At 49.6% G+C, this 25175-nt stretch carries 23 protein-coding genes and 1 tRNA gene; 10 read left to right on the forward strand and 14 right to left on the reverse strand.

The window, feature by feature from the left end:
* Positions 1-22 precede the first annotated feature (22 nt).
* Positions 23-1303 carry an AMP-binding protein gene (locus tag AAC007_RS10700; protein ID WP_339676659.1) on the reverse strand — a complete coding sequence of 427 codons (1281 nt, stop codon included), beginning with the start codon at positions 1301-1303 and terminating at the stop codon, positions 23-25.
* A gap of 535 nt (positions 1304-1838) precedes the next feature.
* Between AAC007_RS10700 and AAC007_RS10705 the strand changes: the two genes are divergently transcribed.
* On the forward strand, positions 1839-2867 hold the full coding sequence (locus tag AAC007_RS10705) for an AraC family transcriptional regulator (protein WP_295872509.1): 1029 nt from the start codon (positions 1839-1841) through the stop codon (positions 2865-2867).
* A gap of 14 nt (positions 2868-2881) precedes the next feature.
* Here the strand turns inward: AAC007_RS10705 and AAC007_RS10710 are convergent, their stop codons facing one another.
* On the reverse strand, positions 2882-3769 hold the full coding sequence (locus AAC007_RS10710) for a LysR family transcriptional regulator (RefSeq protein WP_339676665.1): 888 nt from the start codon (positions 3767-3769) through the stop codon (positions 2882-2884).
* Between the two features lie 196 nt (positions 3770-3965).
* Between AAC007_RS10710 and AAC007_RS10715 the strand changes: the two genes are divergently transcribed.
* From AAC007_RS10715 to AAC007_RS10730, 4 genes are read left to right on the forward strand one after another with little or no spacing between them, the layout of a single operon-like run.
* Entirely contained in the window at positions 3966-4652 is a 687-nt protein-coding gene (locus tag AAC007_RS10715; RefSeq protein WP_339676668.1) for a histidine phosphatase family protein, read from the forward strand.
* 39 nt (positions 4653-4691) lie between these two features.
* The gene (locus AAC007_RS10720) at positions 4692-5915 is read left to right on the forward strand and encodes an acyl-CoA dehydrogenase family protein (protein WP_339676671.1); all 1224 of its coding nucleotides are present in this window, start codon (positions 4692-4694) and stop codon (positions 5913-5915) included.
* A gap of 12 nt (positions 5916-5927) precedes the next feature.
* Positions 5928-6956, forward strand: a complete 1029-nt coding sequence (locus tag AAC007_RS10725) for a phosphotransferase (RefSeq protein ID WP_339676672.1) — start codon at positions 5928-5930, stop codon at positions 6954-6956.
* 19 nt (positions 6957-6975) lie between these two features.
* Entirely contained in the window at positions 6976-7755 is a 780-nt protein-coding gene (locus AAC007_RS10730; RefSeq protein ID WP_339676673.1) for an SDR family NAD(P)-dependent oxidoreductase, read from the forward strand.
* A 39-nt stretch (positions 7756-7794) separates the two neighbouring features.
* Here AAC007_RS10730 and AAC007_RS10735 read toward each other — a convergent pair whose 3' ends face one another.
* Entirely contained in the window at positions 7795-8721 is a 927-nt protein-coding gene (locus AAC007_RS10735) for a LysR family transcriptional regulator (protein ID WP_339676675.1), read from the reverse strand.
* A gap of 158 nt (positions 8722-8879) precedes the next feature.
* On the opposite strand from AAC007_RS10735, the gene AAC007_RS10740 reads away from it, so the two are divergent.
* The gene (locus tag AAC007_RS10740) at positions 8880-9236 is read left to right on the forward strand and encodes a hypothetical protein (protein WP_295872494.1); all 357 of its coding nucleotides are present in this window, start codon (positions 8880-8882) and stop codon (positions 9234-9236) included.
* Between the two features lie 255 nt (positions 9237-9491).
* Positions 9492-11021 (forward strand): acetyl-CoA acetyltransferase, encoded by a 1530-nt coding sequence (locus AAC007_RS10745; RefSeq protein ID WP_339676676.1) that lies wholly within the window; start codon positions 9492-9494, stop codon positions 11019-11021.
* A 51-nt stretch (positions 11022-11072) separates the two neighbouring features.
* Here AAC007_RS10745 and AAC007_RS10750 read toward each other — a convergent pair whose 3' ends face one another.
* From AAC007_RS10750 to gpt, 3 genes are all read right to left on the reverse strand, one after another.
* Positions 11073-12092 carry an AraC family transcriptional regulator gene (locus AAC007_RS10750; RefSeq protein ID WP_339676678.1) on the reverse strand — a complete coding sequence of 340 codons (1020 nt, stop codon included), beginning with the start codon at positions 12090-12092 and terminating at the stop codon, positions 11073-11075.
* Between the two features lie 79 nt (positions 12093-12171).
* Positions 12172-12248 (reverse strand) — tRNA-Arg (locus tag AAC007_RS10755).
* A gap of 104 nt (positions 12249-12352) precedes the next feature.
* Entirely contained in the window at positions 12353-12817 is a 465-nt protein-coding gene (gene gpt / locus AAC007_RS10760; RefSeq protein ID WP_339676680.1) for a xanthine phosphoribosyltransferase, read from the reverse strand.
* Between the two features lie 234 nt (positions 12818-13051).
* Between gpt and AAC007_RS10765 the strand changes: the two genes are divergently transcribed.
* Positions 13052-14389, forward strand: a complete 1338-nt coding sequence (locus AAC007_RS10765) for a sigma-54 dependent transcriptional regulator (RefSeq protein ID WP_339676682.1) — start codon at positions 13052-13054, stop codon at positions 14387-14389.
* A gap of 7 nt (positions 14390-14396) precedes the next feature.
* Here the strand turns inward: AAC007_RS10765 and AAC007_RS10770 are convergent, their stop codons facing one another.
* Complete coding sequence (locus AAC007_RS10770; protein WP_339676684.1) at positions 14397-14798, reverse strand: VOC family protein; 402 nt, start codon at positions 14796-14798, stop codon at positions 14397-14399.
* Between the two features lie 131 nt (positions 14799-14929).
* A complete protein-coding gene (locus tag AAC007_RS10775; RefSeq protein WP_339676685.1) occupies positions 14930-15277 on the reverse strand; it encodes a stress response translation initiation inhibitor YciH in 348 nt (115 codons plus the stop codon).
* 86 nt (positions 15278-15363) lie between these two features.
* Here AAC007_RS10775 and AAC007_RS10780 point away from each other — a divergent pair, with 86 nt between their 5' ends.
* Positions 15364-15582 (forward strand): SlyX family protein, encoded by a 219-nt coding sequence (locus tag AAC007_RS10780; RefSeq protein ID WP_339676686.1) that lies wholly within the window; start codon positions 15364-15366, stop codon positions 15580-15582.
* Between the two features lie 53 nt (positions 15583-15635).
* Here AAC007_RS10780 and AAC007_RS10785 read toward each other — a convergent pair whose 3' ends face one another.
* The gene (locus tag AAC007_RS10785; RefSeq protein WP_339676687.1) at positions 15636-15896 is read right to left on the reverse strand and encodes a cold shock domain-containing protein; all 261 of its coding nucleotides are present in this window, start codon (positions 15894-15896) and stop codon (positions 15636-15638) included.
* Positions 15897-16153: 257 nt separating this feature from the next.
* Between AAC007_RS10785 and AAC007_RS10790 the strand changes: the two genes are divergently transcribed.
* Positions 16154-18934: an ATP-binding protein gene (locus AAC007_RS10790; protein ID WP_339676689.1), complete on the forward strand. Its 2781-nt coding sequence runs from the start codon at positions 16154-16156 to the stop codon at positions 18932-18934.
* Positions 18935-18998: 64 nt separating this feature from the next.
* Here AAC007_RS10790 and AAC007_RS10795 read toward each other — a convergent pair whose 3' ends face one another.
* The 5 genes from AAC007_RS10795 to AAC007_RS10815 all read right to left on the reverse strand — a co-directional run bounded on the left by AAC007_RS10795 (position 18999) and on the right by AAC007_RS10815 (position 24922).
* Positions 18999-19208 carry a cold shock domain-containing protein gene (locus AAC007_RS10795; protein WP_339676690.1) on the reverse strand — a complete coding sequence of 70 codons (210 nt, stop codon included), beginning with the start codon at positions 19206-19208 and terminating at the stop codon, positions 18999-19001.
* Between the two features lie 317 nt (positions 19209-19525).
* Complete coding sequence (locus AAC007_RS10800) at positions 19526-22393, reverse strand: valine--tRNA ligase (RefSeq protein WP_339676691.1); 2868 nt, start codon at positions 22391-22393, stop codon at positions 19526-19528.
* Between the two features lie 170 nt (positions 22394-22563).
* Complete coding sequence (locus AAC007_RS10805; RefSeq protein ID WP_296436387.1) at positions 22564-22992, reverse strand: hypothetical protein; 429 nt, start codon at positions 22990-22992, stop codon at positions 22564-22566.
* Positions 22993-22998: 6 nt separating this feature from the next.
* Complete coding sequence (locus AAC007_RS10810; RefSeq protein ID WP_296436388.1) at positions 22999-23421, reverse strand: DNA polymerase III subunit chi; 423 nt, start codon at positions 23419-23421, stop codon at positions 22999-23001.
* Between the two features lie 19 nt (positions 23422-23440).
* On the reverse strand, positions 23441-24922 hold the full coding sequence (locus AAC007_RS10815; protein WP_295872455.1) for a leucyl aminopeptidase: 1482 nt from the start codon (positions 24920-24922) through the stop codon (positions 23441-23443).
* Between the last annotated feature and the right edge of the window lie 253 nt (positions 24923-25175).

Below are 25175 nucleotides of genomic sequence, written 5' to 3' on the forward strand. Positions count from 1 at the left end.
ACTCTACCAGCTGGCCTCCTTCTTACCAATTGCACTTATTATCCGAAACCGCCATGTCTTTGATTCTGTCGCGAAGAAAAATGTAGCCGTCCTCATCGATCATGGCGGAGTCGCCGGTGTGCACCCAACCGTCAATGACAGTGTCGCGGCTGGCTTGTTCTAAATTGAAATAGCCCTGCATATTCGATTCAGAGCGAATCAATAGCTCTCCGGTTTGACCGCTTGCAAGCGCTTCGCCTTGCTTGTTGATGACTTTGACTTCAACACCGGCTAGCGGGCGACCGCAGGATTGCAATAATTCGGGCCTGCCGTTGAGGGCTAAGGCGTGGTCGGCGGGAGATAGAGAAACGACTGTGCCGGTGGTTTCTGTCATGCCGTAGCATTGATAAAAGTCACATTTAAAAATGCTCGTGGCTTTTTCGAGCAGGCCGGTACTAATCGGTGAAGCGCCATACAGCAATTGTTTCAGATGACTGAAATCGCGCTGCTCAATATTCGGCACATATTCAATAATAGCCATGATCATGGCGGGCACAATAAACATATTGTCTATTTGCAGTTGCTCAAGGTCGTCAACAATGGCGACGGGGTTAAAACTGCTGTGCAAGACCACGCTGGCCCCAGCCAAAATGGGGAGCAGTAAAGTGCCAGAGCCGCCAATGTGAAAATTGGGTGCACAGACTAAGTCTCTAGTGCCCACGCCTGATTTTACCGGCAACGAGGTTTGGCTCATGGTGTAGAGGGCGATGATATTGTGATGGCTTATTACAACGCCTTTGGGATTGCCGGTGGTGCCACTGGTGTATAGCTGTAAAAAAGCAGAGTAGGTGTTGGGATCAGATTTACTGAAATTGGTTTCGGCAGTGTTGGCAGCGCCATGCTCTAACCAATTCTGCCAGTTGTAGTCCCCTTGTTCGGTGGTCGAGATCACGGTTAATCCGCTAATCAGCGGTCGCAAGCCCTCGACTAATTCGGTTAACTTACCGTCGGGTGCGAGCAGTAATTTGGTTTTGGTATCTTGTAGTACAAATAATACTTCGGCGGGTGCGAGCCGATAGTTGATAGGCACTAGCACTGCGCCAATGCGGCTACAGGCCATCATCAAGCTTAAATATTCGGGGCAATTCTCGCATAGCACGGCCACGCGGTCGCCGTGTTCTAGCCCTTCGCTGCGCAGAGATCGTGCGAGCTGCTCTGATTGATGCGAAATATCTCGATAGCTGTAGTGTGTTCCCGCAAATATCAAGCAGAGGTTGTTGGGATTACGTTGACAATGAAAATCGAAGAACTGATGAACGAGCATTTGTGAGCGTCCCGCTGAGTCTTATTTTTATTACTTACTTATTTGATTGTACTGCAATTACTTACGCCGACAAGCGTCACTTGGATTATTGTTCCATGGGTTCCGGTTTTATTGTCTGCGCTGTGTCATGCTGGCATAGTTATCTACTGAGTTAAGGCAACTCTGATTAATTCGGTGACGCCTCAGGCTTAGCCAAAAATGGCTCGGCAAGGCGCCGTACCCACAGCACTCGCTACGCTCATGGGGCAGGCTCTCGTGCAGGAAGGCTGGCTGCCTTTCAAGCGACGGTAACACTGCCGAGCTATTTTTGGCTAAGCCCCGAAGGGCGGGCCTCTGGCGCACACTGGACTGCGTTGCGACGCCGAAACGTCGGACCGTCATCAAGGACAACCAGCCTTGATCTTCGCGCCGCGTCGGAGTGCCGCATCACTTACCAGTGCGCGCCAGAGACTCCGCTGAGACATTACCGAATTAATCAGAGTTGCCTTAAGTATTTTCAGGTTTTTATACAAAGCCTATTTTTGAGGGTTGTGTCGTGCGTACACCGACAGTGTGTTCTGAATATTTGGTGGATTTGCTCCAGTACATTGAAAATCGTGGTGTTGGTGCCAAGAGCCTGATCGCCGCGGTAGGATTTACACCAGAGCAGCATTTGACTGTGCAGGGACGTTTTCCGCTGCGCCTTTTTGAAGTGATTCTAGATGTCGCTAGTGTCATGCTGGATGATACTTTCTTGGGTGCGCATGCGGGGGCAGACTCGTCGCCGACCGCGTGGGGTATGGTGAGCTATATCGGCATGAGTGCGCCAAATTCCAGGGCGGCATTTGATGCGGTAGCGAATTTTTCGCGTTTGCTGATTGATCATGGCGATGTGATGTACAGCGAGACGGAAGATGAATGGACGTGTTTGGCATGGGTCGTACCTGAGCGCAAGCCGGTGTCGCGACAGTTAACCGAGTTCTTTTTTACCAGTTGGTATCGCGCCAATAAGGTGATTCTAGATCGCTGGTGCAATCAGCGTGAGGTGTACTTTAGTCACTCTGGTCCGACTGAGAAGACGGAGATCGAGCGTATTTTAGAGGCGCCGGTAAAGTACGATAGTGACGTCAGTATGGTGAAGTTTGACCGCCATTTTCTTGAGCGACCAACCCGTTTCCCCCATACCGGTATTTATAATTCTCTGGTGCAAACTGCGCGATCTGAGCTGGCCAAATTGCAAATGGAAGATCGCATTGTCAAAGATGTTATCGCCTGTGTTGTGCGGCAGTTGCCCAATGGTGTGCCCAAATTAGATGAGGTTGCCGCGGAGCTAGGCTTGGCCCCTCGCACGCTGCAGCGCCGTTTGAATAATACCGATACCAATTTTAAATGCCTTGTTGACGATGCCCGTAAGCAACGCTCGAAACAGTTAGTGAATGAGGGTGAGTTGGCCTTGCTCGAAATTTCAGCTGAGCTGGGTTTTAGCGATCAAAGTTCATTTCAAAAAGCGTTTAAACGCTGGTTTGGCTTGGCGCCAGGGCGCTATCGAATGAATCAGCAGTTGTCAGACAACGCGATCAATTAATAAAAAATGGCGCTTTAGTGCCCTAAGGCCAGCGTGAATTCACGCAGCCATAGTACCGCTGGGTCGTGCTCCACGCTTTTGTGCCAGAATAGTTGTAGCTCTAACTTAGGTGTATCGAAGGGCAGTGGGCGGTTGGATAACTGCCAATGAGTGGCAACGGCTGCCGGTACGGCGGCAATAAAGTCAGATTGCGCCAGTAATGCGGGCAGCGCTGCATAGTGTTGCAAGCGTAGAGCGATACGACGTTTTTGGCCAATAGATCGCAATGCTAAATCAATATGACCTGAGCCTTTCATTCTGCTGGAAATATGGATGTGCTCATGCTCCAAAAAGTCATCTAAACTGAACTCTGTCGCAGTGAGCGGATGGTTTTCTCGCATCACACAAACATAGTCATCTGTTTGCAAGGGCTGACTAAGCAGTTCGGGGTGGCTAAGTAGCGGCGCGTCTACGGCGAGGTGTATTTTGCCGCTGGCCATTTCATACGCTACTTCACGCCGATCAATAAATACGACCTCTAAATCAATTTGCGGCGCGTGCTGTTTAAGTTGTTTTAGTAGCACGGGTAGTAAAATTAATTCGGCGTTTTCGGTGGCGTGCAGGCGAAAGGTCCGCCTTGCGGTGCTAGCCTCAAACGGAATTCGTGTCGCAATGCAATTATCCAGATTTTTCAAGGATTCCCGAACCGTGCTGACGAGTTGCCTGGCCAGTGGGGTTGGCGTCATACCGGTACTGGTGCGGACAAATAATGGGTCGTCGAAGATGCTGCGCAATTTCGCCAGCGAGCTGCTAACAGCGGGCTGACTAACGTGCAAAACACCCGCGGCGCGGGTCAGGCTTTGCTGTGAGTAGATGGCGTCAAAGACAGTAAACAGATTTAGATCTATTTTTGATGTGTTCATAAAGCCTGCCTTGTTATACCCAAAGTAAAATAAGCATAGCTTATTATGCTTGATAAAAATAATAGATTTCAATAATGAATGTGCTGGCGTTATGATGCTGTCTCATCGAATTTACTTGTGCTGATCGTTCTGCGCGAGGCGATATAAATAAGGACGGTGGTAATTTCCATGACCGTGTTGATAGTAGGAGACAATTGTGGCTGAAGTCATTGTGGTCCGACATGGGCAAGCTGCCTTTGGTACCGACGATTACGACCGTCTTACTGAAGTTGGCTGGGAGCAGGCCCGCTTGCTGGGCGAACATTTTGCCGATGCCGAACAGCGTTTTGATGCCGTGTTTACCGGTACGATGCGACGTCATCGCGAGACCTTGGCGGGAATTCGTGATGCCTTGGCGCAATCGTCTATCGTTACGCCTCAGGCCACTGAACTCCCAGGCTTGAACGAGTATGACTTCCATAGTTTGGTCGGCGCTTATATCGCTTTAAATGGCGACTTGCTTGATGGTGGGAAGATCAACCTTGCCGATTCGCAGAGCTTTTATCGCATGTTACGCGTGGCACTGATGGCTTGGAGCCGCAATGAGTTGAAGAATATTGCCGAGCCGTGGGCTGAATTCGAGCGGCGGGTTCGCGGCACTATAGAGGACTTGTCGGGAGTAAAGGGGCGCGTGTTAGTGGTTACCTCCGGCGGTCCTATTAGTGCCATGTTAAGAGAGGTACTCGCGCTAGATGTCGAGACTATGGTGAATACCAATCTACAGGCAAAAAACACGGGGGTGACTCGCTATTTCACCCGCGGTATGAATTTTAGTTTGAATATGTTTAATGCGGTGCCGCATCTGGAAAGCTCAGGGCATCGCCATTTAATTACTTACACTTAGGGCGACTTGTCGCCGTATTACGCAAAAGAGGATTTAGTTATGGATCTTACGCCAAGCCCAAAAGGACAAGCGCTGTTAAACAAACTCGGCGCGTTTATGGATGAGCATATTTATCCAAATGAAAAAGCCTATGCAGAGCAATTGCACGGCGCAAAAGACCGTTTTGCTATTGTGCCGTTAATGGATGAGCTGAAAGAAAAGGCCAAAAACGCCGGCTTGTGGAATCTATTTTGCCCAGAAGAATACTCGCAATATTGCGAACACGGTGGTTTAAGCTTTGTGGATTACGCGCCGCTCGCGGAGCTAATGGGTCGCGTATTGTGGTCGCCAGAAGTGTTTAACTGCAATGCGCCAGACACCGGCAATATGGAAGTGTTCATGAAGTACGCGACCGATGCCCAGCGCGAGAAGTGGTTAACGCCGCTACTAAACGGTGATATTCGCTCTTCGTACGCGATGACCGAGCCGCAAGTCGCCTCTAGCGATGCCACCAATATACAAATGAGTATTGTTAAAGACGGCGATGAATGGGTGTTAAATGGCCGGAAATGGTTTATCACTGGCGCAATGAACGAACGCACTAAAATTTTTATCGTGATGGGCAAAACTGACCCAGATAACCCGAGTCGTCACAAGCAGCAGACCCAAGTATTGGTGCCGGCTGGCACCGCTGGCATGTCGATCACCCGACCATTGACGACCTTGGGATATGACGATGCGCCTATTGGTCACGCGGAAATGGTTTTCGACAATGTACGGGTGCCATTAGAAAACGTACTATTGGGTGAGGGCCGCGGTTTTGAAATTGCACAGGGTCGTTTGGCACCAGGTCGTATGCATCACTGCATGCGTTTGATTGGTGCGGCACAGCGTGCCCTGGAACTAGCGTGTAAGCGTGCGGTATCACGTACCACTTTCGGTAAGCCCTTGAGCAAGCATCAGTCAGTGCGCGAAGAGATTTCTCGGAGTTTTTCTGAGATTGAAATGGCGCGCTTGTTGGTTTTGAAAACCTGTAAGCTGATTGATGAGCAGGGTCCCATGCAAACCACCGACATGATTGCGGCAACTAAAACAACGGTTCCCTTACTCGTACAGAATGTGATTGACCGTTGCATGCAGTTGCACGGTGCAGGTGGTTTGACCGAAGATTACTTCATGGCGGAAGCATTTAATTATGCGCGCTGGTGCCGTCAAGCAGATGGCCCCGATCAGGTGCATCAAATGGCCTTGGGTAAACAAATCATTGACCGTTATGCGGGTTAAAAGGGGAGCACAATGGCAAATGAATTCGAGCTTGATATAGTCTCATTGACGGCGTATCTAGAAGCGAATGTCGACGGGTTTAAAGGGCCGCTCTCAGCAGAGAAATTTGCCGGGGGTCAATCTAATCCAACCTATCTGATTGAGGCTGCCAGTGGCAAATATGTGCTGCGGCGCAAACCGCCGGGTGAGCTATTAAAGTCTGCTCATGCAGTCGATCGCGAGTTTCGGGTGATGCACGCATTGGCCTCAACTGACGTCCCAGTGCCTAAAATGCGGGTATTGTGTGACGACGATAGTGTTATTGGCTCGATGTTTTACCTGATGGATTTTCTTGATGGTCGGATTATGTGGGATGCCGCTTTACCAGGGCAAACACCCGCAGAACGCACTGCCATTTATGACGCCATGAATAAAGTGTTAGCTGATCTACACAGTGTCGATATTGAAAAGGCGGGCCTAAGTGATTACGGCAAGCCTGGGAATTATTTTGAGCGTCAGCTAAGTCGATGGACTACGCAGTATCGCGCCAGTGAAACAGAAACGGTGCCATCTATGGAAAAAATGATGGTGTGGCTTAGCGATAATCTGCCTGCAGATGATGGCTTGGTGTGTATCAATCATGGTGATTTCCGGCTCGACAACATGATGTTCGCCCACGATAGCAGTGAGGTATTGGCATTGCTTGATTGGGAGTTGTCTACTCTCGGTCACCCCTATGCGGATTTAGCCTACCAGTGTATGCAGCTTCGGATTCCGAGTGACGCGGCTATTCCTGGCTTAGGGGGTGTTGATCGTGAGCTCTTGGGTATTCCAAGTGAAAAAGCCTATGTACAGCAGTATTGTCAGCGTCGAGGCATAGCCGAGATAGATAATTGGGTATTCTATTTGGCTTTTTCTTTCTTCCGTTTGAGCGCCATTTTGCAAGGCGTATACAAGCGCGCATTGGATGGCAACGCGTCCAGCAAAAAAGCAATGGACTACGGCGCACTTGCCGCGCCTTTGGCTGATTTAGGCTGGGCTCTAATTGAGACGGGCGAGTAAAAATTCAGAGAATTAATGTATGAATGATGCAGTGATAAAGAGCCTCGACTTGTCAGGGCAGCTTGCGTTAGTAACGGGTGCCTCTAGCGGTTTAGGGGTACATTTTGCCAAGGTGTTGGCGCAGGCTGGCGCGACGGTCGTGGCAGCGGCGAGGCGAGTGGATCGCTTAGAGAGCCTTGTTGCAGATATTGAGGCGGCGGGCGGTAAGGCAATGGCCGTAGCAATGGATGTAAACGATGGCAGCTCAGTGGTGGCGGCGTTTGACCAGGTGCAAGCGAATCTCGGTACGGTAACGGTTGTCGTTAATAATGCCGGGGTTGCCGACCCTAGCCGCTTTGTCGACAGCACGGAAGATAAATGGGATTTTACCGTCGACACTAATTTAAAAGCGGTGTGGCGAGTGTCGCGCGAGGCCTCAGAGCGAATGATTAAGGCAGGCGTCGGGGGGAGTATTATCAATATTTCCTCTATTCTTGGTTTGCAGCCCAGCTCAAATAATACCCTGTACGCCACTGCCAAGGCCGGCGTTATTCAGCTTACTAAAAATAGCGCGCAGGAGTTGTGGCGGCATAATATTCGGGTTAATGCACTTTGCCCCGGCTATTTTGAAACTGAAATTAACACTGATTTTTTTCAATCAGAAAAAGGCGCGCAGTATTTGAATAAAATTCCGCCGCGTCGCTTGGGTCAAATGGATGAATTAACTATGCCATTGCTCATGTTGGCGAGTAGCGCGGGTTCGTTTATAAGCGGTGTTGCCTTGCCTGTGGATGGCGGCCATTTGCTCCAGTCATTATAATTTTACTAGCTTAATGGCCTTGGCCTGCGGTCACGGGCATTAAGCTAGTCCCATTTGCTTGCGGAGGCCAAACACCTCTTCACTGGTCATTCTTCCCTCAATGAGTGGAATGTAAGGCTGGATAGCGTCTAACATAAAATCTCGAAATATTCTGATTCTAGCCGTTGTGCGTAAGTCAATGTGCGACAGCAGCCAAAAGTCCATTCCGGGTTCGATATAATCACTGTCGATGCGGGTGAGACTTGGGTCAGCGTCACCTAAGCCGCATGGCAGTAAGGCAAACCCAAATTCCTGGGCCACTAAATCGTAAGCAATTGATAGCGAATTCACCCGGTAGCGAACCTGCATGCCGGGAAATGTTTTTTGCATCCACGGCGGCACGGTGTGGCCGTCGCCCATCCAAGTTATTCCACTGATCTGGTGCTCGCCTGTTAAATAGCGTTGATATAGATTTTTGCTGCCGTAGATGGCGTAGGCGAATTTAGCTATTTTGGTGCCTAGTACATTTGGGGGCGGTTCGTTGGTTGTGCGGAAGGCAATGTCGGCTTCGTGTCCGGCAAGATTAAATGTGCTCTCCGAGGCGATGAGTTCAATATTGATATCTGGATAGCGCGCGGAAAAAGCTTTAAGGCCAGGCATCAATATCCTTTGGATGCATACATCCAAGGCCGTTACTCTTAACTTGCCACTCAATTCCTGCCGGTCAACTTGAACCGTCCGCTGTATGCCGAGTATCTGTTCATTTATTTGTTCAGCGGAGTGAATAACGGCTTCGCCGACAGGAGTGACAAGCCAGCCACTGGTGGAACGATCAAACAGCGGGGCGCCTAGTACGGATTCTAAACCGCTAATTCGTCGAGATACTGTTGCGTGATTTACATCAAGTTTTTTTGCAGCTGCAGTGACAGAACCTTCAGTAATCACCGCCAAGCAGTAGCGAATATCGTCCCAGTTGATGCTGTCCATTTTTATAATGCCTTTTTCAAGCTAACCATTTTTGCACAAACTATGTGAGTTTTTTGGTATTCCTGTGCGCTAATATAGATCTTAGACTGGGTTCCGTGAATGAGCAAGTCGGCGTTAATAGGCGCCACAATGAATTACTTGGGCCTTTGGAGAAGACTATGAAAAACCGTAAAAACATTACCCTCACCGCCGTTTTATTTTCTGCATTAGCTCTCAGTGCGGGCCAATCGGCATTTGCAGGGTCATATATTACTCAGGCGGCTAAAATGTGTAAGTCGGAAGCTAACACCAAATACGGAAGTGAGGAGAGCCCGGTACGTTTGAAATTTAAAGGTGCCATGGGAAGCCAGGTTAGCCCGACTATTGTATTGCAAGTGATCGCGCGCGATGCGGATTCCTTTAAGGTGGTATGCGACGTTAATGGTCGGAATTGGCAGGTTGTTTCCCTTGAGCGTCAAGATGCTTTAGATAGCATTCGTATTGTTGGCGCGCGCGACAATATAGTGGCGCCATAGCCATTTCAATTAGCTATGTAACTCCCTCATAATTATGATTGCGGGTTTCACTGTGAACTTAGGTCTTTTCCTGAGTTTGATGTGAAGCCTGCTTTTCTGTTTTATCTAGATAACTGCAACAGTGTTATTAGGGCCTTTGATATTTTATCCGCTACTAGCGATCTTGTGCGCAATCTCTAACTACCTTGGCTGAGATGTCGCGCTGAACCAGTCAATATCATGTTGAAGGAGTACTAACAATAATGAGGAAGCTTTGTGGCTAATACAACACCGATTCTGGTCGCGTCTGGACAATATGTGTTTCGTGGTGAAATCACTGCGGAAACGGCAATGTCACCCGTTGATATCGCCGCTAAAGCGGCAATATCAGCTATCAACGCAGCAGGCGCAAAGAGTGATCTAGCATCCGAGATTGATACCATTGCCTTCATTCGCGGCTTTGTTGATTCAGTTCCGGGGGGCAAAGGGCCCTTTGGGATAAGTAATAATATTCCCCGATCGCTGGCTAAGCGGATCGGCGCAGATCCTGAAACTGCTATTTACGGACGCGAAGGAGGGCATTCTCCTCAGCGCTTTGTGAATGAGTTTGCCGAGAAGATCGCTTCTGGTGAAATGTCGCTTGGCTTAATAGCCGGTGCTGAAGCAACAGGGATCATGAAGCAAGCTAACCGGGCCGGGCTAAGCTTGGACTGGAGTGAGACAATTGACGGTCAGCTCGATGATCGTGGTTGTCATTGGCTCTTTACTCCGCATGAAGTTGCTCATGGCATCACCTTTCCGACCCAAGTCTACCCACTGTTCGAGAACGCATGGCGTGCACGTCATAAATTAAGCGTTGGTGAGCACCGGCAATTAGCCTCTGAGTTATTTGCGAAGTTTTCTGATGTCGCAGCCAACAATCCCTATTCACAATTTCCAGTGGCTCGTAGCGCGGAGTTTTTAAATACCGTCTCAGCGGAGAATTATTGGGTAGCATCACCACATACAAAGTGGATGGTGGCGCAGGATGCGGTCAATCAGGGCGCGGCACTATTGATGTGTTCGGTTGATAAGGCGATTGAGTTTGGTATTCCCGAATCACAGTGGGTTTACCTGCATAGCTATGCAGATGTTGATGATCGCTACGTTTCTGCTCGACCAGATTTAGCTGTGTCCGAATCAATGAAGTTAACGTTGAGCGGCGTACTTAACGCAGCGGGAAAAACGATTTCCGACATAGACGTTTTGGATATTTATAGCTGTTTTCCCATCGCGGTTTTGGCTGCCTGTGAGGCGATGGATTTAGACTGGAATATCGACAGGGATCTAACGGTTACTGGCGGTTTACCCTTTTTCGGCGGTGCAGGAAATAATTACAGCACCCATGCGATTGCCAGTTTGACTGATAAGTTACGGGAAACGTCCGACGGTTTCGGGTTGATCACCGCCAATGGCGGCTTTTTGTCGAAACAGTCGGTGGGCTTGTATTCTGCCCAAGCGCCACAAACGCCTTGCCATAATGCTGACCCGACGTTACAGGCGACGTTTGATAACTTGCCGGTAGCGGAATTGGCTGAGCAGGCTGAAGGTGAGGCTGTGGTCGAAACCTATACACTTGTTTATAAGCGCGGTAAGCCGAGCGTGGGTATTGTGATTGGTCGTTTAGAAGACGGTCGTCGTTTTCTGGCAAATACCGCTGCCGATGACGATGCGGCTTACGCCATATTGCAAGGTGATAGCGAAGTGATTGGGCGAAAAATCGCGGTGACGCATAAGGCCCCGCAAAACATCGTACGTTTTATTTAATGTGCTTAGACACGCTTTGTACTTTAAACAAAGCGTGTCACGTTTAACGACTCACATACGACGACGATAATCTTGTGGAGTCATTCCTGTCCATGTTTTAAAGGCCCGGGTAAACGCACTGGACTCAGAGAATCCAGTGCGCTGCGCGATACTCTCAATCGATAGATTGCTGCGGCCGAGATGGTATAAGGCGGTGTCGTGTCGGCATTGGGTTTTTACGTCGTTAAAGGTGGTCCCTTCTTGCGCGAGTCTTCTGCGCAGGGTTTGCGGGTGCAAATGCAATTGCTCTGCAATCTCGTCAATGCCGGGTGTGTCGATTAAGCGCTTGTTAACGATCATACGCACCTGATCGGTCCAGCTTTTTTCTTGATACTGCTGAATTAACATCACCAGGCTGGGATGCTGTAAAAAGCGCTGCAGGGATTGCTCGTTTTGTTCAATTGCTAGTTCGGTTAGGCTGCGGTGAAAAATGATCTCCGTGCGCGGTTTATTGAAGAATACTGCTTGGCCTAGAAATAGGTGACGGTATTCCTGGGCGTGAGCAGGTGCGGGATACGCTAGATTCACGGTAATGAGCGGCAGGTGTCGGCGTACCATCCAGCTGCAGAATCGATGAAAATTAAACATCACGAGCTCGAAACCGTATTCGCTAACAGGGTGATCGGTGTTACCGCGTTCGAAAACAATTTTGGCTTTATCACCATTGATTTCAAAGCGCAGCTGTAAGCCCCAGTCGAACATTTGATAAAAGCGGCAGTATCTCGCCATGACATGACCAAGAGTCGTGCAGTGGATGACGGAGTGGCACATATTCGTCCAGGTGCCGATTACGTAGCGAGACGGGCCATATCCTAAAAACTCGTCTTTCATTTCCTTCATTACGGCTGTTTGTAGGCGGCAGAAGTTTATTGCTGAAACTCGCGCATTAGTTTGACCTAGTAGTTCTGGGGAGATCCCTGCGGCAAGGAGTAACTGCTTGGAATCGAGACCATGGGCCGCCGCATTGCTAAGTACCGCATGGATGAAATAGTTGCCAACAGAAATATTGCGCATGGATGAAATGCTATTCATGCCGCGGAGCCTCTAATGTGCCGTGGATATAATTATAAGTGGATCTACGTTGGGCAGTGTGGTCATTTGTATTTGAAAATGGTGTCCCCGACAGGATTCGAACCTGTGACCTGCCCCTTAGGAGGGGGCCGCGCTATCCAGCTGTGCCACGGGGACATAAAAATGCAGGCGTGCTGCGTAAAACGAAACGAAGTTTATAGTGAATGTTGACTTGAATCAAAAGCTTAACTGCGTGATCGAGTATTTAGCTTATGTGTTTTTTATTGCACTAGCGGTTGGCTGTACGCTGGTTCGATATCCCACGGGAAATGTATCCAGGTATCTTGACTAAATTCGCGTACGAAATGTTCGGCTAAAGCCATGGCTTTGGGTTTGGCGTAAATCGTGACAAAACAGGCTTTGGGCAGTAGCTCTTTGGCAATTTTGGCGGTGCCACCGGTATCGACCAGGTCATCAACGAGCAGATATCCATCGCCGTCGCCCTCGACGGTTTTAAGGACATTCACTTTACCCTGTTGGTCGTGGTCATAGCTGGCGATGCAGAGCGTATCGACAACGCGCAAATTTAACTCTCTTGCCAAGATGGCGCCGGGCACGAGCCCACCGCGGGCAATACTGATAATACCTTTCCAGGATGGCTGCGTGAGCTTGCGAGCCAACGCCCGTGTGTCACGGTGCAGTTCATCCCATGATAAGTAATAAACAGGAGGGTTGCCGTCTGACATGCTAATGACCGTTCTGCTGGGGGAAAGGTGGCAGATTGTGCCGTATGCCCGTGGTCATCGCAAGGGTTTCGGCGGTCCGGTGTGTGTAGGTGGGTCGGCTTTAGTTGCGTGTTGAGTTTATTTTTGGCGTCAATTATTTGACTTTTTCGTGTCGATTATGAATGGTTTTGACTGTATTACTGGTATAGTCAATAAATTGACTGTGCCAAGCTAAATCTAACCCAAGGAAACGCCGTGGCCTCTGCTCCTACCATTCCTATTTTTGCGATCTTTGCGCCGGACTCGCTCAGCATGCGTTTGCAAACGATTCTATTGTCGTTGGGGGATTACCGTATTTATACAGATTGTGCCGGTTTGAACCCTGGTGATTGCACCGCTATTTTTTCGAGCGGTCTTAGCGTGGAGCAAGCCCAGTGGCTCGGGCAAGCGACGATACCGCTGGTAGATTTGAGGTCGAAGGCCGATGCGCACAGCAAGCCCAACGCGGAATTAAGTTTGAGTAGCGACTTCTATTATCAAGATGTGTTGGAAGTTTTGTATCGGCTGCAGCTTGGGCAAGCGCAGACTCAAATTGAGGCTGCGGGAGATAAGCAGCGATTGGTCGGGGTAAGCCCAGCGGTGAAAGAACTTAGGCGCTTGTCTGCGCAAGTGGCTGACAAGGCTGTGACGGTGCTCATAACGGGTCCCTCAGGTGCTGGCAAAGAAGTGGTTGCCCGTTCACTGCACGATTTATCTAGTCGCCGAGATGCGCCCTTTGTTCCTATCAACTGTGGCGCTATTCCCCGGGAGTTGTTGGAGAGCGAATTGTTTGGCCACGAGCGGGGGGCATTTACGGGTGCAATATCCAGCCGAGCAGGGCGCTTTGAATTGGCGGAGGGCGGCACACTTTTCCTTGATGAAATTGGTGATATGCCCCTGGAAATGCAGGTGAAAATCCTCCGGGTCATTCAAGAGCGCAAGTTTGAGCGGGTGGGGTCGGATAAAACCCGCAGTGCGGATGTACGAATTATTGCCGCTACCCACCGCAATTTAGAAGAGATGATCAACGCGGGGCAATTTCGTGAGGATCTCTATTATCGAATTAACGTGTTTCCGCTGCGGGTGCCAGCGTTAGCGGAACGGCCTGATGATATTGGGCATCTGATTCGGGCCTTATCGAAACAAATTGAAAGTGAGGGTTTGGGGCAGCTGCGTCTGGCAGATTCAGCGCTAAGATCGCTTTGCAGCCACTCTTGGCCGGGCAATATCCGAGAATTGGCAAACTTGCTTGAGCGTTTAGTGATTATGTACCCTGATTCGGTGGTCGGGCTGACTGACTTGCCGGAAAACTATCGCTATGGTGAGAGCGATTGGCAGCCCGCGCCATTAGTTGCGCAGGACGCGGCGCCAGCTGGGGAGCTACCGGCTTTGCCAACCGACGGTATCGATATGAAAGCCTATATACAAAACCTCGAGCGAGAGTGGATATCTCAGGCCTTGGCATCACATGCAGGCGTGATGAGTAAGGCGGCGGCGCATCTAGGCCTGCGAAGAACAACCCTGATTGAGAAGGTGCGTAAATTAGGCTTATAGACTTAAATTACAGCACGCCAAATACTTCTATCCAATTCCCGTCTGGGTCGGCTAAGAACCCAAAACCTATACCGTCGGCGAAGGCCGTGACATCAACGGGAATCTCTACGCCAGCGGCCTTTAGTTCAGTGAACCATGCAGTTAAGCCATTTACACCCATCGAGATGTAGCGGTAACCCTTGGCGCTGAAGCCACCCCCAGGGATAACGTCGTTCTCCGGTGGGGTATCGTAGCTCACCAGTTTTACGATGGCGGAGCCCATGTGATAACGGTGCATGACTCCGCCGGGGAACTTCAATTCTGATTCGTATTTTAACCCTAAGATGTCGCCGTAAAAGCGACGCATATTGCTTATATTTGTTGTAACAACGCCAATTTCTATATTGTCACTCAGTAGTTGCAGGGGCATGTAGGATTCCTTTAATTATTATAGTGTGAGGTGGCGTTCAGGCAGCAAAGAGTAGTACAGAGCAATAGTGATTGTTAGCCTTATTAAAGGTTTACAGTGCTTTTGTGTACTGAATACTAACTTATTAAACCCTAAGCCCCAGAAAGTTTGACGGTGTACCCTTTTGCCTCTAAAAGCGTTTTGAGGGCCTGTCGATGATCGCCCTGAAATTCTAGTTCGCCGTCTTTGATTGCACCGCCTGTACTGAGCTTTTGTCTCAGCTCTTTGCCTAGCGTTTTAAGTTCTGCAGCGTTTATTAATATCCCGCTTGCGATGCTGACCCCTTTACCTTTCCGGCCCTTGGTTTCGCGGCGGATACGCACGATCCCGTCGCCAGTGGGCACTAAATTGTCAGTGTTTTTGCAGCTGCATTCGGTGTTGGCGTGGCCGCAGTCGGGGCAGCGGCGACCAATATCGGTAGAGTAGACAAGTCTAGACACGAATTTCTCCTATTTAACGCTGTGATGATTATAATGGCATCGCCTTTGTTAGGGCTATTTGAGTGTTAATTTTTAGGGAGCCTTTAATGGCCGATGATGTAAATGCAGCGCTGATCGATGTGCAGACCCAGCTGGCGTTTCAAGAGGACATGCTAAATGCATTGAATGAGCGTGTGGTTGCGCAAGATCTTGAAATACGTAATTTGCGCCGTACTTTGGAGTTGCTGCACGAGCAGATTCAGCAAAAAAATAGCGCGGGAGAGGGAGCGTTAACACACGAGCTTGAGCGCCCGCCACATTACTAAATGCTTTCTTGAAGGAAGAGTGGCAATGCCGAGACACTGCCACAGGTGCGGTGTTACTTAACGATGGATACTTCCTCTGCTTGAGGACCTTTTTCACCCTCGCTCAGTGCAAACTCAACGGTTTGCCCTTCGTTTAGGCTGCGACGGCCGCGACCTTGGCCGCGTATCGAGCGGAAGTGAACAAACACATCACCGCCCGCGTCGCGGGTGATAAATCCGTAGCCTTTGCTCACGTTAAACCATTTAACCGTACCGCGTTCGCGTTGACTTTTAAATTTGTCTGCTAGTGCTGGCAGGCTAGGCGATAGGAGCATAGCAAGAAGTATTGCTAGTGTAATAACTGCCGCCGGAATGGGACTGCTTACATTAATACCTATGAATTGGAGCGCTGCAATGCTCAAAAAACTTAAGATGGCCAAAAATATAATTCTAATTATCAGTAACATAAAGATCCAAAAATTGCTAAAAGTGGAAAGAACCTACCCGTAAAGTGCAGGTGGGGTTTATACCCGCGCGCAATTATAGCATTGGTATACGATCACGTCGCGGGATCTGAGATCGGCGCCCATGTATGGCGAAATTGTCAAAACATTACAAAGAGGGAGCTTTTCGCCGCTTAGATTTTGTCCTGCTAGTGGAAAATACGAATAGTTCTTATCTTCCCTTAAATCCATTATGTGGCATTGTTGAGGAGTGGCTAAGCTGCTTATTAGCCGGGATAAAAAAGGACATATTGATGCGCGACTGGATCGAATCCAGAGAGGCGAAGCTTAGTACTCAGAAGCACCGCACCATACTCAACACCGCAATTGTGGTTCTCAGTGCGCTGATGTTTATCTTATTTGCCAATCAGGCCTATGTTCTCAACAGACTGGCGGCGAATTCATCATCTGGCGTGCCGTTAAGCCTGTTGCAGCAACACAGCGCAGCCTTAATGGAATTAGATAATGTCTTAGCGCGAGGCAATGTGATCCAAGAGTTTGCCACGGCATACATCGTCAATGATAAATTTCAAGCAGATATTATTCGCAATCGTCTATTGAAAGGGCAAGAGCTTTTAATGGGCGACGTTTTGCAGCAGTTTTCGCAGCCACATTCGCAAGAAATAATGCATGTGTTGGACCTGTATATATCTTATCAAGCAGAGGCTGTGGAGCCCTTGGCGGGCGTGCCAGTTCCCTTGAACCCTCAGGTAGACTCTAAAAAATTATTGGACGGCTTGCAGCGTCTATGGGCAAAGCAACAGGAAGCGGAGGCGGTCGCGGCAGCATCGGTAATCAAGGATCAATTACTTTGGCGGCAGCAGAGCCAGCTTGTCCTTACTTTGCTGTTTCTGTGCATGGCACCATTGATAGCAGGTATATATGTCTCTAGAAAGTTCGCGAGGGAGCATCAAGATATGCTCTGTACACGCGCATACTTTAATAGCCTTGTTTATACCTTGCCAGGAATTGCGATTATAACTAACCGCAACGGCGAAATTTTTTCGGTTAGCCAATCCGCGGCGGAATTTTTGAAGTATAGCCGCGATGACCTTTCTCGAATGCAGATGACCGACATTTTGCCAAAGCGGTTTCGGCAGCAGTACGAGTTGTATTGTCGAAATTATCTAGACACCAGTGATGGCAGGGGCACTCAATATATTAAGGGTCGTGAATTACTCGTTCTGAATGCGGATGACGAAGAAATACCTGTAGAGCTTCGGTTTGGCGATTTTGACAGCGACGAGGGCGAGGTATTGGTGGTTTGTTTACAAGATGTCTCTGAGCGTCGGCATCTATATCAGCAATACGAGCACGCGCAGAAACGCTTTGAAATGGCAATGATGGCGTCACGAGACGGTTTGTGGGATTGGGATCTGACTACTGACTCGGTATTTTTTAGCGCTGCTTGGCTCAGTATGATTGGTATCCGCGGTGGGCAGCCACTAGACGGCCACGTTGTATTTGAAGACAGTATTCACCCGGAAGATCGGCCGCGGGTAAAAGAGGCTATACGCAAATTCATCAACAGTGACCAAACATTGTTTCGAGATGAGCACCGTTTGCGACGTCGAGACGGCACTATCTGTGACGCGGTAACGCGTGCTTGCGCGCAGCGGGATAGTAGTGGTCAAGTTATCCGAATTGTGGGCATGCACTCTGATGTTACCCACTTTAAAGAAACCGAGCGCGAAGTGAGGCGCTTAAATCGCAATCTCGAGGACCGTGTGCGCCTGCGCACGCAACAGTTGGAAACAGCACTGCTTCGCGCTGAAGCTGCAAATCGCACCAAGGCGACATTCTTGGCTGTTATGGGGCATGAGATCAGAACCCCCATGAACGGCATCATTGGTATGGCAGATTTGTTGAGTAAAACCAAGGTCGATCAAGAGCAGTGGATGATGGTCGATACGGTGCGGCGTTCCTCAGAGAGCTTATTGGGAACCTTAGACAATATTCTGGATTACTCAGCCCTTGATTCCGGTGATGTAGAAATGGAGGCTGAAAGTATTCAGTTGGTGGAATTTGTCGAGGGTGTCGCTGACGAATTTGCTGAGCGCGCTAGTAAAAATAAGCTCAGATTTATTTTGCATGTTGACCCGAGTGTGCCCACAGCGGTTTTCGCCGATGCGCCTCGCTTGCGTAAAATTTTGATTAATTTATTAGATAATGCCATGAAGTTTACGAATTCATTACATGGCGAAGGGCTTGTTCAATTGCGCTTGAAAGCCGCAGATAGTGTTTCTGAGCCACGACAGCGTGTCGAGTTTGAGGTGATAGATAACGGTGTCGGTGTGTCGCAAGAAATACGTAAACAGTTATTTAAGCCGTTTATGTTTGAAGAGAATAGCCGCGCTCGTCGTTTTGGCGGTACCGGCCTTGGCTTGGCCATTTCCACTCGCTTACTCGGATTGATGGGCGGTGAAATTTCATTAGATGACCAACACAAAAATGGAAGTCGTTTTGTATTCACGATACCGTTTACTGTAGATACCACGTCGAAGCGCATCCCCATCGCTGAGGGTGTGGGTATACTGGCTTGTTTGTCTAACCCTTTGTTAAAAGCGTCGGTACATGCGGCCTTGGCTTTGGGTGGTCAAGACGCCTATTGGCTCAGTTCTACTGCGGAGCTGGCAGCGCGCCTGTCCATGGCAAATATTGAGAAAACGGTACTTATACTGGCTGAAGGTGAGAGCAGTGATTTGGCTGAGTTTTGCTCAGAGCATGGCGTGCGAATTATTTATATCTCACCTAGACCTCTTCGCATACAAGCAAGAGATCCGCATAAAGTGTATAGCGATCCCGTGCTGCCTTCGGCATTAACGAGGGCAGTGGAGTACCGACCACGGCTTGCAGTGGAAACATTCTGAGTTTCCGGTTTAGCGCGAGGGCTAAGTAAGCTGCCGCTCTCGCGCTAGAGTGTGTTGCCGCCGGTTAAACTTTTGTGACGTCTTCGGCTTGCAGGCCTTTGGGTCCGTCAATCAGGTTGAATTCAACAGTTTGCCCTTCGTCTAATGTGCGATAGCCTTCACCGCGAATAGAGCGGAAGTGCACAAAGACATCGCTGCCTTCACTGTGGGTAATAAACCCAAACCCCTTGGCATTGTTAAACCACTTAACTGTACCGGACGCGCGGTCGCTCATTGCTCTTCCTCATTGAGTTGTTAAACAGATAGGGTGAAAACAGGACGAAATAGTGAATGCTGGCTTGCTGTCGGAATGTAATAAACGTATCGAGTGACTTAAATCTTAGGGGGGAGTTGGCCCCAAAGCAGTGATTACTGCGAGGAACGGGCGGTGTCAGCACATTGTATCTGGGTGTAACCATCACATCACGGCGAATAATAAACTTGTCGTGAGTTCTACTATAACGGCTTTAGCGATTTTGTCTATGCCTTGGCTATTTATAGTAGAACTAGTACTCCTTCAACATCATGTTGAAGGAGTACTAGGTTGCAGCTTTACAATGCTTGAATGGTTTGAATTTGTTCGCTGAGTTTTGCTAAGGCAGCTTGTTGAGCGGCGAGTTTTTCCTGCTCTTTCGCGACCACATCCGCCGGCGCCTTGTCCAGGAATCCGGCGTTGCCGAGTTTACCTTGCAGACGTTGGATTTCCTTGTCCAATTTTTGGATTTCTTTTTCCAAGCGGGTAATCTCAGCGGCCTTGTCGATCAAGCCTGACATGGGTACTAGCACTTCCATGGCGCCAACTAACTGGGTAGCTGACATAGGTGCTTCGTCTTCGCCTGTTAGCCATTGAATGTTATCGAGTTTAGCGAGCTTGCTGAGTGATTGACGGTTGCTAGTCAGGCGTCGTAAATCTTCATCGCTGCCATTTTTTAATAATAGCGATAGGGCTTTTGACGGAGGTACATTCATTTCGCCGCGAATGTTGCGAATAGCGAGAATGACCTGCTTCAGCCATTCGACATCGGCTATGGCGGCGTCATCAATTTTTTCATTTTCGGCTAGCGGATAGGCTTGCAACATAATGGTGTCGTCGCCAGCGTTGAAATTGACACCTGCGATGGGGGCGACCTGCTGCCAAATTTCCTCGGTGATAAAGGGCATAAAGGGATGGGCCATACGGAGAGTGGCTTCAAGTACCCGAATCAGCGTGCGGCGAGTGCCACGTTTTATTTCGTCGCTTGCATTGTCATCCCACAGTACCGGCTTAGATAATTCTAGGTACCAGTCACAGTAGTCGTTCCAAATAAACTCGTAAATTGCCTGAGACGCGTGATCGAGTCGATAGGCTGACATGGCGTCCGCGACCGTTTGCTCGGTTTGTTGGAGGCGGGAAATTATCCAGCGATCGGCAAGGCTAAGCTCAACAGCTTCGCTGTTTGCACCGCAATCCTGACCCTCGGTATTCATCAGTACGTAGCGGGCTGCGTTCCAAATCTTGTTGCAGAAATTGCGATAGCCTTCCAGTCTGCGCATATCCCAGTTTATGTCGCGCCCCGTTGAGGCCAGCGAAAATAAGGTGAAGCGCAGGGCGTCAGTGCCGTGGGCGCCGATGCCTTCCGGGAATGTGTTGCGGGTAGCCTTGGCGATTTTCTCAGCCAGCTGTGGCTGCATCATATTGCCGCAGCGCTTTTCTAATAGCGCGTCTAATTCTATGCCATCAATCATATCCAGCGGGTCTAAAACATTGCCCTTGGATTTAGACATTTTTTGGCCCTGTTCATCTCTAATTAGGCCAGTCACGTAAACGGTTTTGAAAGGCACCTGGGCCGCGCCGTTTTCGTCTTTATTAAAGTGCATGGTCATCATGATCATTCTGGCAACCCAGAAGAAAATGATGTCGAAGCCGGTTACTAACACGTCTGTCGGATGGAAGTTTTTGAGTCGCTCGGTCTGCTCAGGCCAGCCCAATGTTCCGAAGGTCCAAAGTGCAGAGCTAAACCACGTGTCGAGCACATCGTCGTCTTGGTTTAGTGCCAGGTCGGGAGATAATTGATATTTGCTGCGGGCTTCAGCCTCGTCGCGGGCGACATAGATATTTCCCTCCGCATCATACCAAGCGGGAATGCGGTGACCCCACCAAAGTTGCCGAGAGATACACCAGTCTTGAATGTCGCGCATCCAGCTGAAATACATATTTTCGTATTGCTTGGGGACGAATTCGATTCGACCGTCTTCCACGGCTTCAATTGCGGGTTTGGCCAGCGCCGCTGTGGCAACAAACCACTGATCGGTCAGCATCGGTTCAATCACTAATCCAGAGCGGTCTCCGCGCGGGACTTTTAAGGCGTGATCATCAATTTTTTCGAGTAGGCCGGCAGACTCAAAGTCCACAACAATCGCTTTCCGTGCCGCGTAGCGGTCTAACTTTGCGTAGTTTGCGGGCAAGGTTTTATCAATGTCGGTATTTTCGGAGCTGTCGCTATTAAAGATTTCCGCTTCGTCGCGGATGGCGGCGTCTTTGTCGAGGATATTAATCATCGGCAATTTGTGGCGCTGACCTACCGCGTAGTCATTAAAGTCGTGGGCGGGGGTGATTTTTACACAGCCGGTGCCGAACTCACGATCAACGTAATCGTCGGCGACAATCGGAATAAGGCGATTTACCAGCGGTAGCGCGACAAATTTACCGATCAGCGCAGCGTAGCGCTCGTCTTTTGGATTAACCGCTACTGCCGTATCGCCAAGCATAGTCTCTGGGCGTGTGGTCGCGACGATTAAATAGTCTTTGCCATCTGCGGTGGTCTCGCCATTTGCTAAGGGATAGCGCAGATGCCACATAAACCCTTTTTCGTCGGTGTTTTCGACTTCAAGGTCTGATATCGCGGTGTGTAGCTTGGGGTCCCAATTTACTAATCGCTTACCGCGGTAAATGAGTTTGTCGTCGTAAAGGCGAACAAAGACTTCTTGTACGGCTTTGTAGAATCCGTCATCCATGGTGAAGCGTTCATGGTTCCAATCTACTGATGCACCTAGACGGCGGAGCTGGCGAGTAATGGTACCGCCGGATTCTTCTTTCCATTCCCATACTTTTTCTAGAAACGCGTCGCGGCCGAGGTCGTGACGTGTCTGGCCAGTTTCAGCCGCAATTTTGCGTTCGACCAGCATTTGCGTGGCGATACCGGCATGGTCGGTGCCGACCTGCCAGAGGGTATTGTGCCCCTTCATGCGGTGGTAGCGGGTGAGGGCATCCATGATGGAGTCTTGGAAGGCGTGTCCCATGTGTAAGCTGCCGGTGACATTCGGCGGTGGGATCATAATGCTGTAAGAGTCGCCCTTGCCCTGGGGAGAAAAATAGCCTTTTTCTTCCCAATTCTGGTACCACTTGGTTTCTATGTCTGCGGGCTGAAATGTCTTGTCCATTGGGTCTCTGTGGGGTTTTGGCCTGCTTTACAGGTTATGTTAGTGGCGTTGCAGGGGCTGATCGACCTTGCGGTTCAGCCGTATGTTGCGACGATTTAAAAGTGGACAAGTATACTGATTTTTCGACGGGCTGGCTAAAAAGAAGGCGTGTTTGGAGTGAACTTCTCGTCTTATTTGTCGTGACGTAATTGGGAGTACCAGCGTTCTAAAATGCTCTCGTCTAAATTGAGCAAACGCTTGCGAAGTTGTGCTTCTATTTCCGGCATCATCGAGTCGATTACTTCCTGCATGAAAATTTCCCGCTCGTAATTCCCGTCGTCGCTATAATTGGATTCGTAGCTGAGTTCGTAACTCGGCTTTACTGTTGTGGCCACAAATTCATTTATACCGACATTGTCGGCAATATATTCGCTTAGCTCGCTGTATTCAGTGCTTGCAGCACTTTCGCCGTCTGTTTCTGAATCGTCGACCGAGGGGCTCGGCTCATTAATAATATCGTCAAGTAGGGGAATGGCTGATAAGTCGACAGCCCGTTGTTTGCGTAAAACGGCTTTTAGCTCTTCGAGTTCACCCAGCAATGGGCCTTTGTCATTAGCCATTGGGATCTAACCTTTGATGGTGTGAGTTTTAAGCGGGTAGCCGCGGTTTTTATAGAAGCTGTAACGCTCACGCGACGCGCCTAGTTTGTCCTCTTGTTGACTGACGATTTCCGCTAGACGTTTAAACCGGCTGAAAAAGCTTGGTACTTTCAGGGCAAGGTTAACCAGTACATCGCAGTGTTCGCCAGCGTGTTCGCCGCAGCCGACTAATACGGAGTTTTGGTCAGCGGGGTGGCAGCTATGAGGGATAAAGCTTTCTTCGCGATACTGCCAGAGCATCCTGTCTAGGATTTCTGTCGTCCTCACATCATCGCAGTGCAAATACACCTGATGACCGGCTCGCCATGCTTTTTCGGTAAGGCGGCATGCGTAAAGCATAGCCGCCTCTGCGTCGTGCAAGCTAAGAATATGAAAATCAATTCGCGTCATTGCGTGTATCTGCTAGCCACTACTTGCCGACTTTGCTGGCTAGGTATTGGCACAGTAGACCGACGGGGCGGCCAGTGGCTCCTTTGTTCGCACCGCCGTGCCAAGCCGCACCGGCGATATCGAGATGCGCCCAGCGATAGTCTTTGGTGAAGCGAGACAGGAAACAGGCCGCAGTAACACTGCCTGCTTCCGGCCCGCCGATATTGGCAATGTCAGCGAAATTACTATCTAGTTGAGATTGGTAGTCGTCCCACAGGGGCATATGCCATGCGCGATCTTGAGCTAGGCGGCCCTGTTCGAGTAATTCTGCGGCGAAATCGTCGTCATTGCTGAATAATCCGGCGGCATGTTTGCCCAGGGCGACCACGCAGGCACCAGTAAGTGTTGCGATATCGATTACCGAGGCTGGCTTGAATTTAGCAGCATAAGTAAGTGCATCGCAAAGTACGAGGCGGCCCTCGGCATCGGTATTGAGAACTTCAATGGTTTGCCCGGACATGCTTGTCACCACATCGCCTGGTTTCGTCGCGTTGCCATTCGGCATGTTCTCAGCTGCCGCGACAATGCCGATCACGTTTAGCTTTAAGTCCATCTCAGCGACAGCGCCCATGGTGCCGACAACGCTGGCTGCACCACACATATCGTATTTCATTTCATCCATTTTCGCGCCGGGTTTTAAGCTTATGCCGCCGGTGTCGAAGGTGATGCCTTTGCCAACTAAAACATGGGGCTTGTCAGATTTTTTACCCCCCTTATATTCAATAACAATAAGTCGTGCAGGTTGATCACTGCCGGCTGAGACCGAGAGCAGTGAATGCATACCCAGCTGCGCCATTTTCTTTTCGTCGAGCACACTTACCGAGACGGATTCGAATTTGCGGCCCAATGCGCGGGCTTCGTTGGCAAGGTAATTTGGTGTACAGATGTTGCCGGGCAGATCGCCGAGGTCTCGCGCGACGTTGACACCTTTACCAATGCTGAGGCCGGCGTGAACCGCGCGCCGATTGGCATCGGTATTGGCAGCTTGTAGGGTTGCGCGCTTGATTGTGAGCGGTGGTTTGGGTTTGCTGACCGTTGCGGTGTAGCGATATCCGGCGGTTGTCGAAAGAAGCGCGATACGCTGATATTGCCATGACTCAGTGCGATGGCTAACGCCGACGCCGTCGAGCATAATGCTAAAGTCTTTACAGCTCGCACTATTTGCACTGCTAATTGCCGCTGTGATGATTTTATCGAATTCACTGTCTTTTAAATCGCCGCCGTCACCTTTGCCAATAAGCAGCAAGCGCTGTGCTTTTAGCCCGCTGATCGCCGGTAAATACAGTGTCTCGGCAATTTTTGCACTAAAGTCACCGCGCTTAATGATATTGCTAATAGCGCCGCCGCTGGCGGAATCTGCGGCCTTGGCGATGTCGGTGCTAAGTGCCCGATCAATGATAAGAATCAGGCAGTCGGTGTTTACTGTGGTGACATCTTTGCAGGGCTTTAGACTAATTTGCATTTATATACTCGCAGGCAATGAACAGATTGGTGATAATGCACGCCGTCATATTGCTTAATAGTGCGTTCGCGGCATGTCGCGTAGCAATGAAGGCGTGATATCGATGTATTCTCGTCTTAGTGTAAAGGGTATCATCGTGACGGGAAACAGTTACGGGTGTCTTGGTGAGCTGCTAGGCGGGGTATTTTATCTTTTGGCGGCGAAGAGAAAACGTTTTAACTGCTCTGTAATCTTTGCTTACTTCCTAGAGTAG

Origin of the sequence: uncultured Zhongshania sp., from assembly GCF_963975605.1 — a bacterium.
Classification (GTDB): domain Bacteria; phylum Pseudomonadota; class Gammaproteobacteria; order Pseudomonadales; family Spongiibacteraceae; genus Spongiibacter; species Spongiibacter aquimaris.

What these genes read in the sequence shown, in the direction of transcription:
- AAC007_RS10700 (WP_339676659.1), bottom strand. Translation starts at nt 1,303, where the DNA reads ATGCTCGTTCATCAGTTCTTCGATTTTCATTGTCAACGTAATCCCAAC.
- AAC007_RS10815 (WP_295872455.1), bottom strand. Translation starts at nt 24,922, where the DNA reads ATGCAAATTAGTCTAAAGCCCTGCAAAGATGTCACCACAGTAAACACC.
- AAC007_RS10805 (WP_296436387.1), bottom strand. Translation starts at nt 22,992, where the DNA reads ATGGCTAATGACAAAGGCCCATTGCTGGGTGAACTCGAAGAGCTAAAA.
- AAC007_RS10720 (WP_339676671.1), top strand. Translation starts at nt 4,692, where the DNA reads ATGGATCTTACGCCAAGCCCAAAAGGACAAGCGCTGTTAAACAAACTC.
- AAC007_RS10750 (WP_339676678.1), bottom strand. Translation starts at nt 12,092, where the DNA reads ATGAATAGCATTTCATCCATGCGCAATATTTCTGTTGGCAACTATTTC.
- AAC007_RS10735 (WP_339676675.1), bottom strand. Translation starts at nt 8,721, where the DNA reads ATGGACAGCATCAACTGGGACGATATTCGCTACTGCTTGGCGGTGATT.
- AAC007_RS10790 (WP_339676689.1), top strand. Translation starts at nt 16,154, where the DNA reads ATGGCGAAATTGTCAAAACATTACAAAGAGGGAGCTTTTCGCCGCTTA.
- gpt (WP_339676680.1), bottom strand. Translation starts at nt 12,817, where the DNA reads ATGTCAGACGGCAACCCTCCTGTTTATTACTTATCATGGGATGAACTG.
- AAC007_RS10785 (WP_339676687.1), bottom strand. Translation starts at nt 15,896, where the DNA reads ATGCTCCTATCGCCTAGCCTGCCAGCACTAGCAGACAAATTTAAAAGT.
- AAC007_RS10800 (WP_339676691.1), bottom strand. Translation starts at nt 22,393, where the DNA reads ATGGACAAGACATTTCAGCCCGCAGACATAGAAACCAAGTGGTACCAG.
- AAC007_RS10810 (WP_296436388.1), bottom strand. Translation starts at nt 23,421, where the DNA reads ATGACGCGAATTGATTTTCATATTCTTAGCTTGCACGACGCAGAGGCG.
- AAC007_RS10740 (WP_295872494.1), top strand. Translation starts at nt 8,880, where the DNA reads ATGAAAAACCGTAAAAACATTACCCTCACCGCCGTTTTATTTTCTGCA.
- AAC007_RS10780 (WP_339676686.1), top strand. Translation starts at nt 15,364, where the DNA reads ATGGCCGATGATGTAAATGCAGCGCTGATCGATGTGCAGACCCAGCTG.
- AAC007_RS10795 (WP_339676690.1), bottom strand. Translation starts at nt 19,208, where the DNA reads ATGAGCGACCGCGCGTCCGGTACAGTTAAGTGGTTTAACAATGCCAAG.
- AAC007_RS10730 (WP_339676673.1), top strand. Translation starts at nt 6,976, where the DNA reads ATGAATGATGCAGTGATAAAGAGCCTCGACTTGTCAGGGCAGCTTGCG.
- AAC007_RS10710 (WP_339676665.1), bottom strand. Translation starts at nt 3,769, where the DNA reads ATGAACACATCAAAAATAGATCTAAATCTGTTTACTGTCTTTGACGCC.
- AAC007_RS10725 (WP_339676672.1), top strand. Translation starts at nt 5,928, where the DNA reads ATGGCAAATGAATTCGAGCTTGATATAGTCTCATTGACGGCGTATCTA.
- AAC007_RS10770 (WP_339676684.1), bottom strand. Translation starts at nt 14,798, where the DNA reads ATGCCCCTGCAACTACTGAGTGACAATATAGAAATTGGCGTTGTTACA.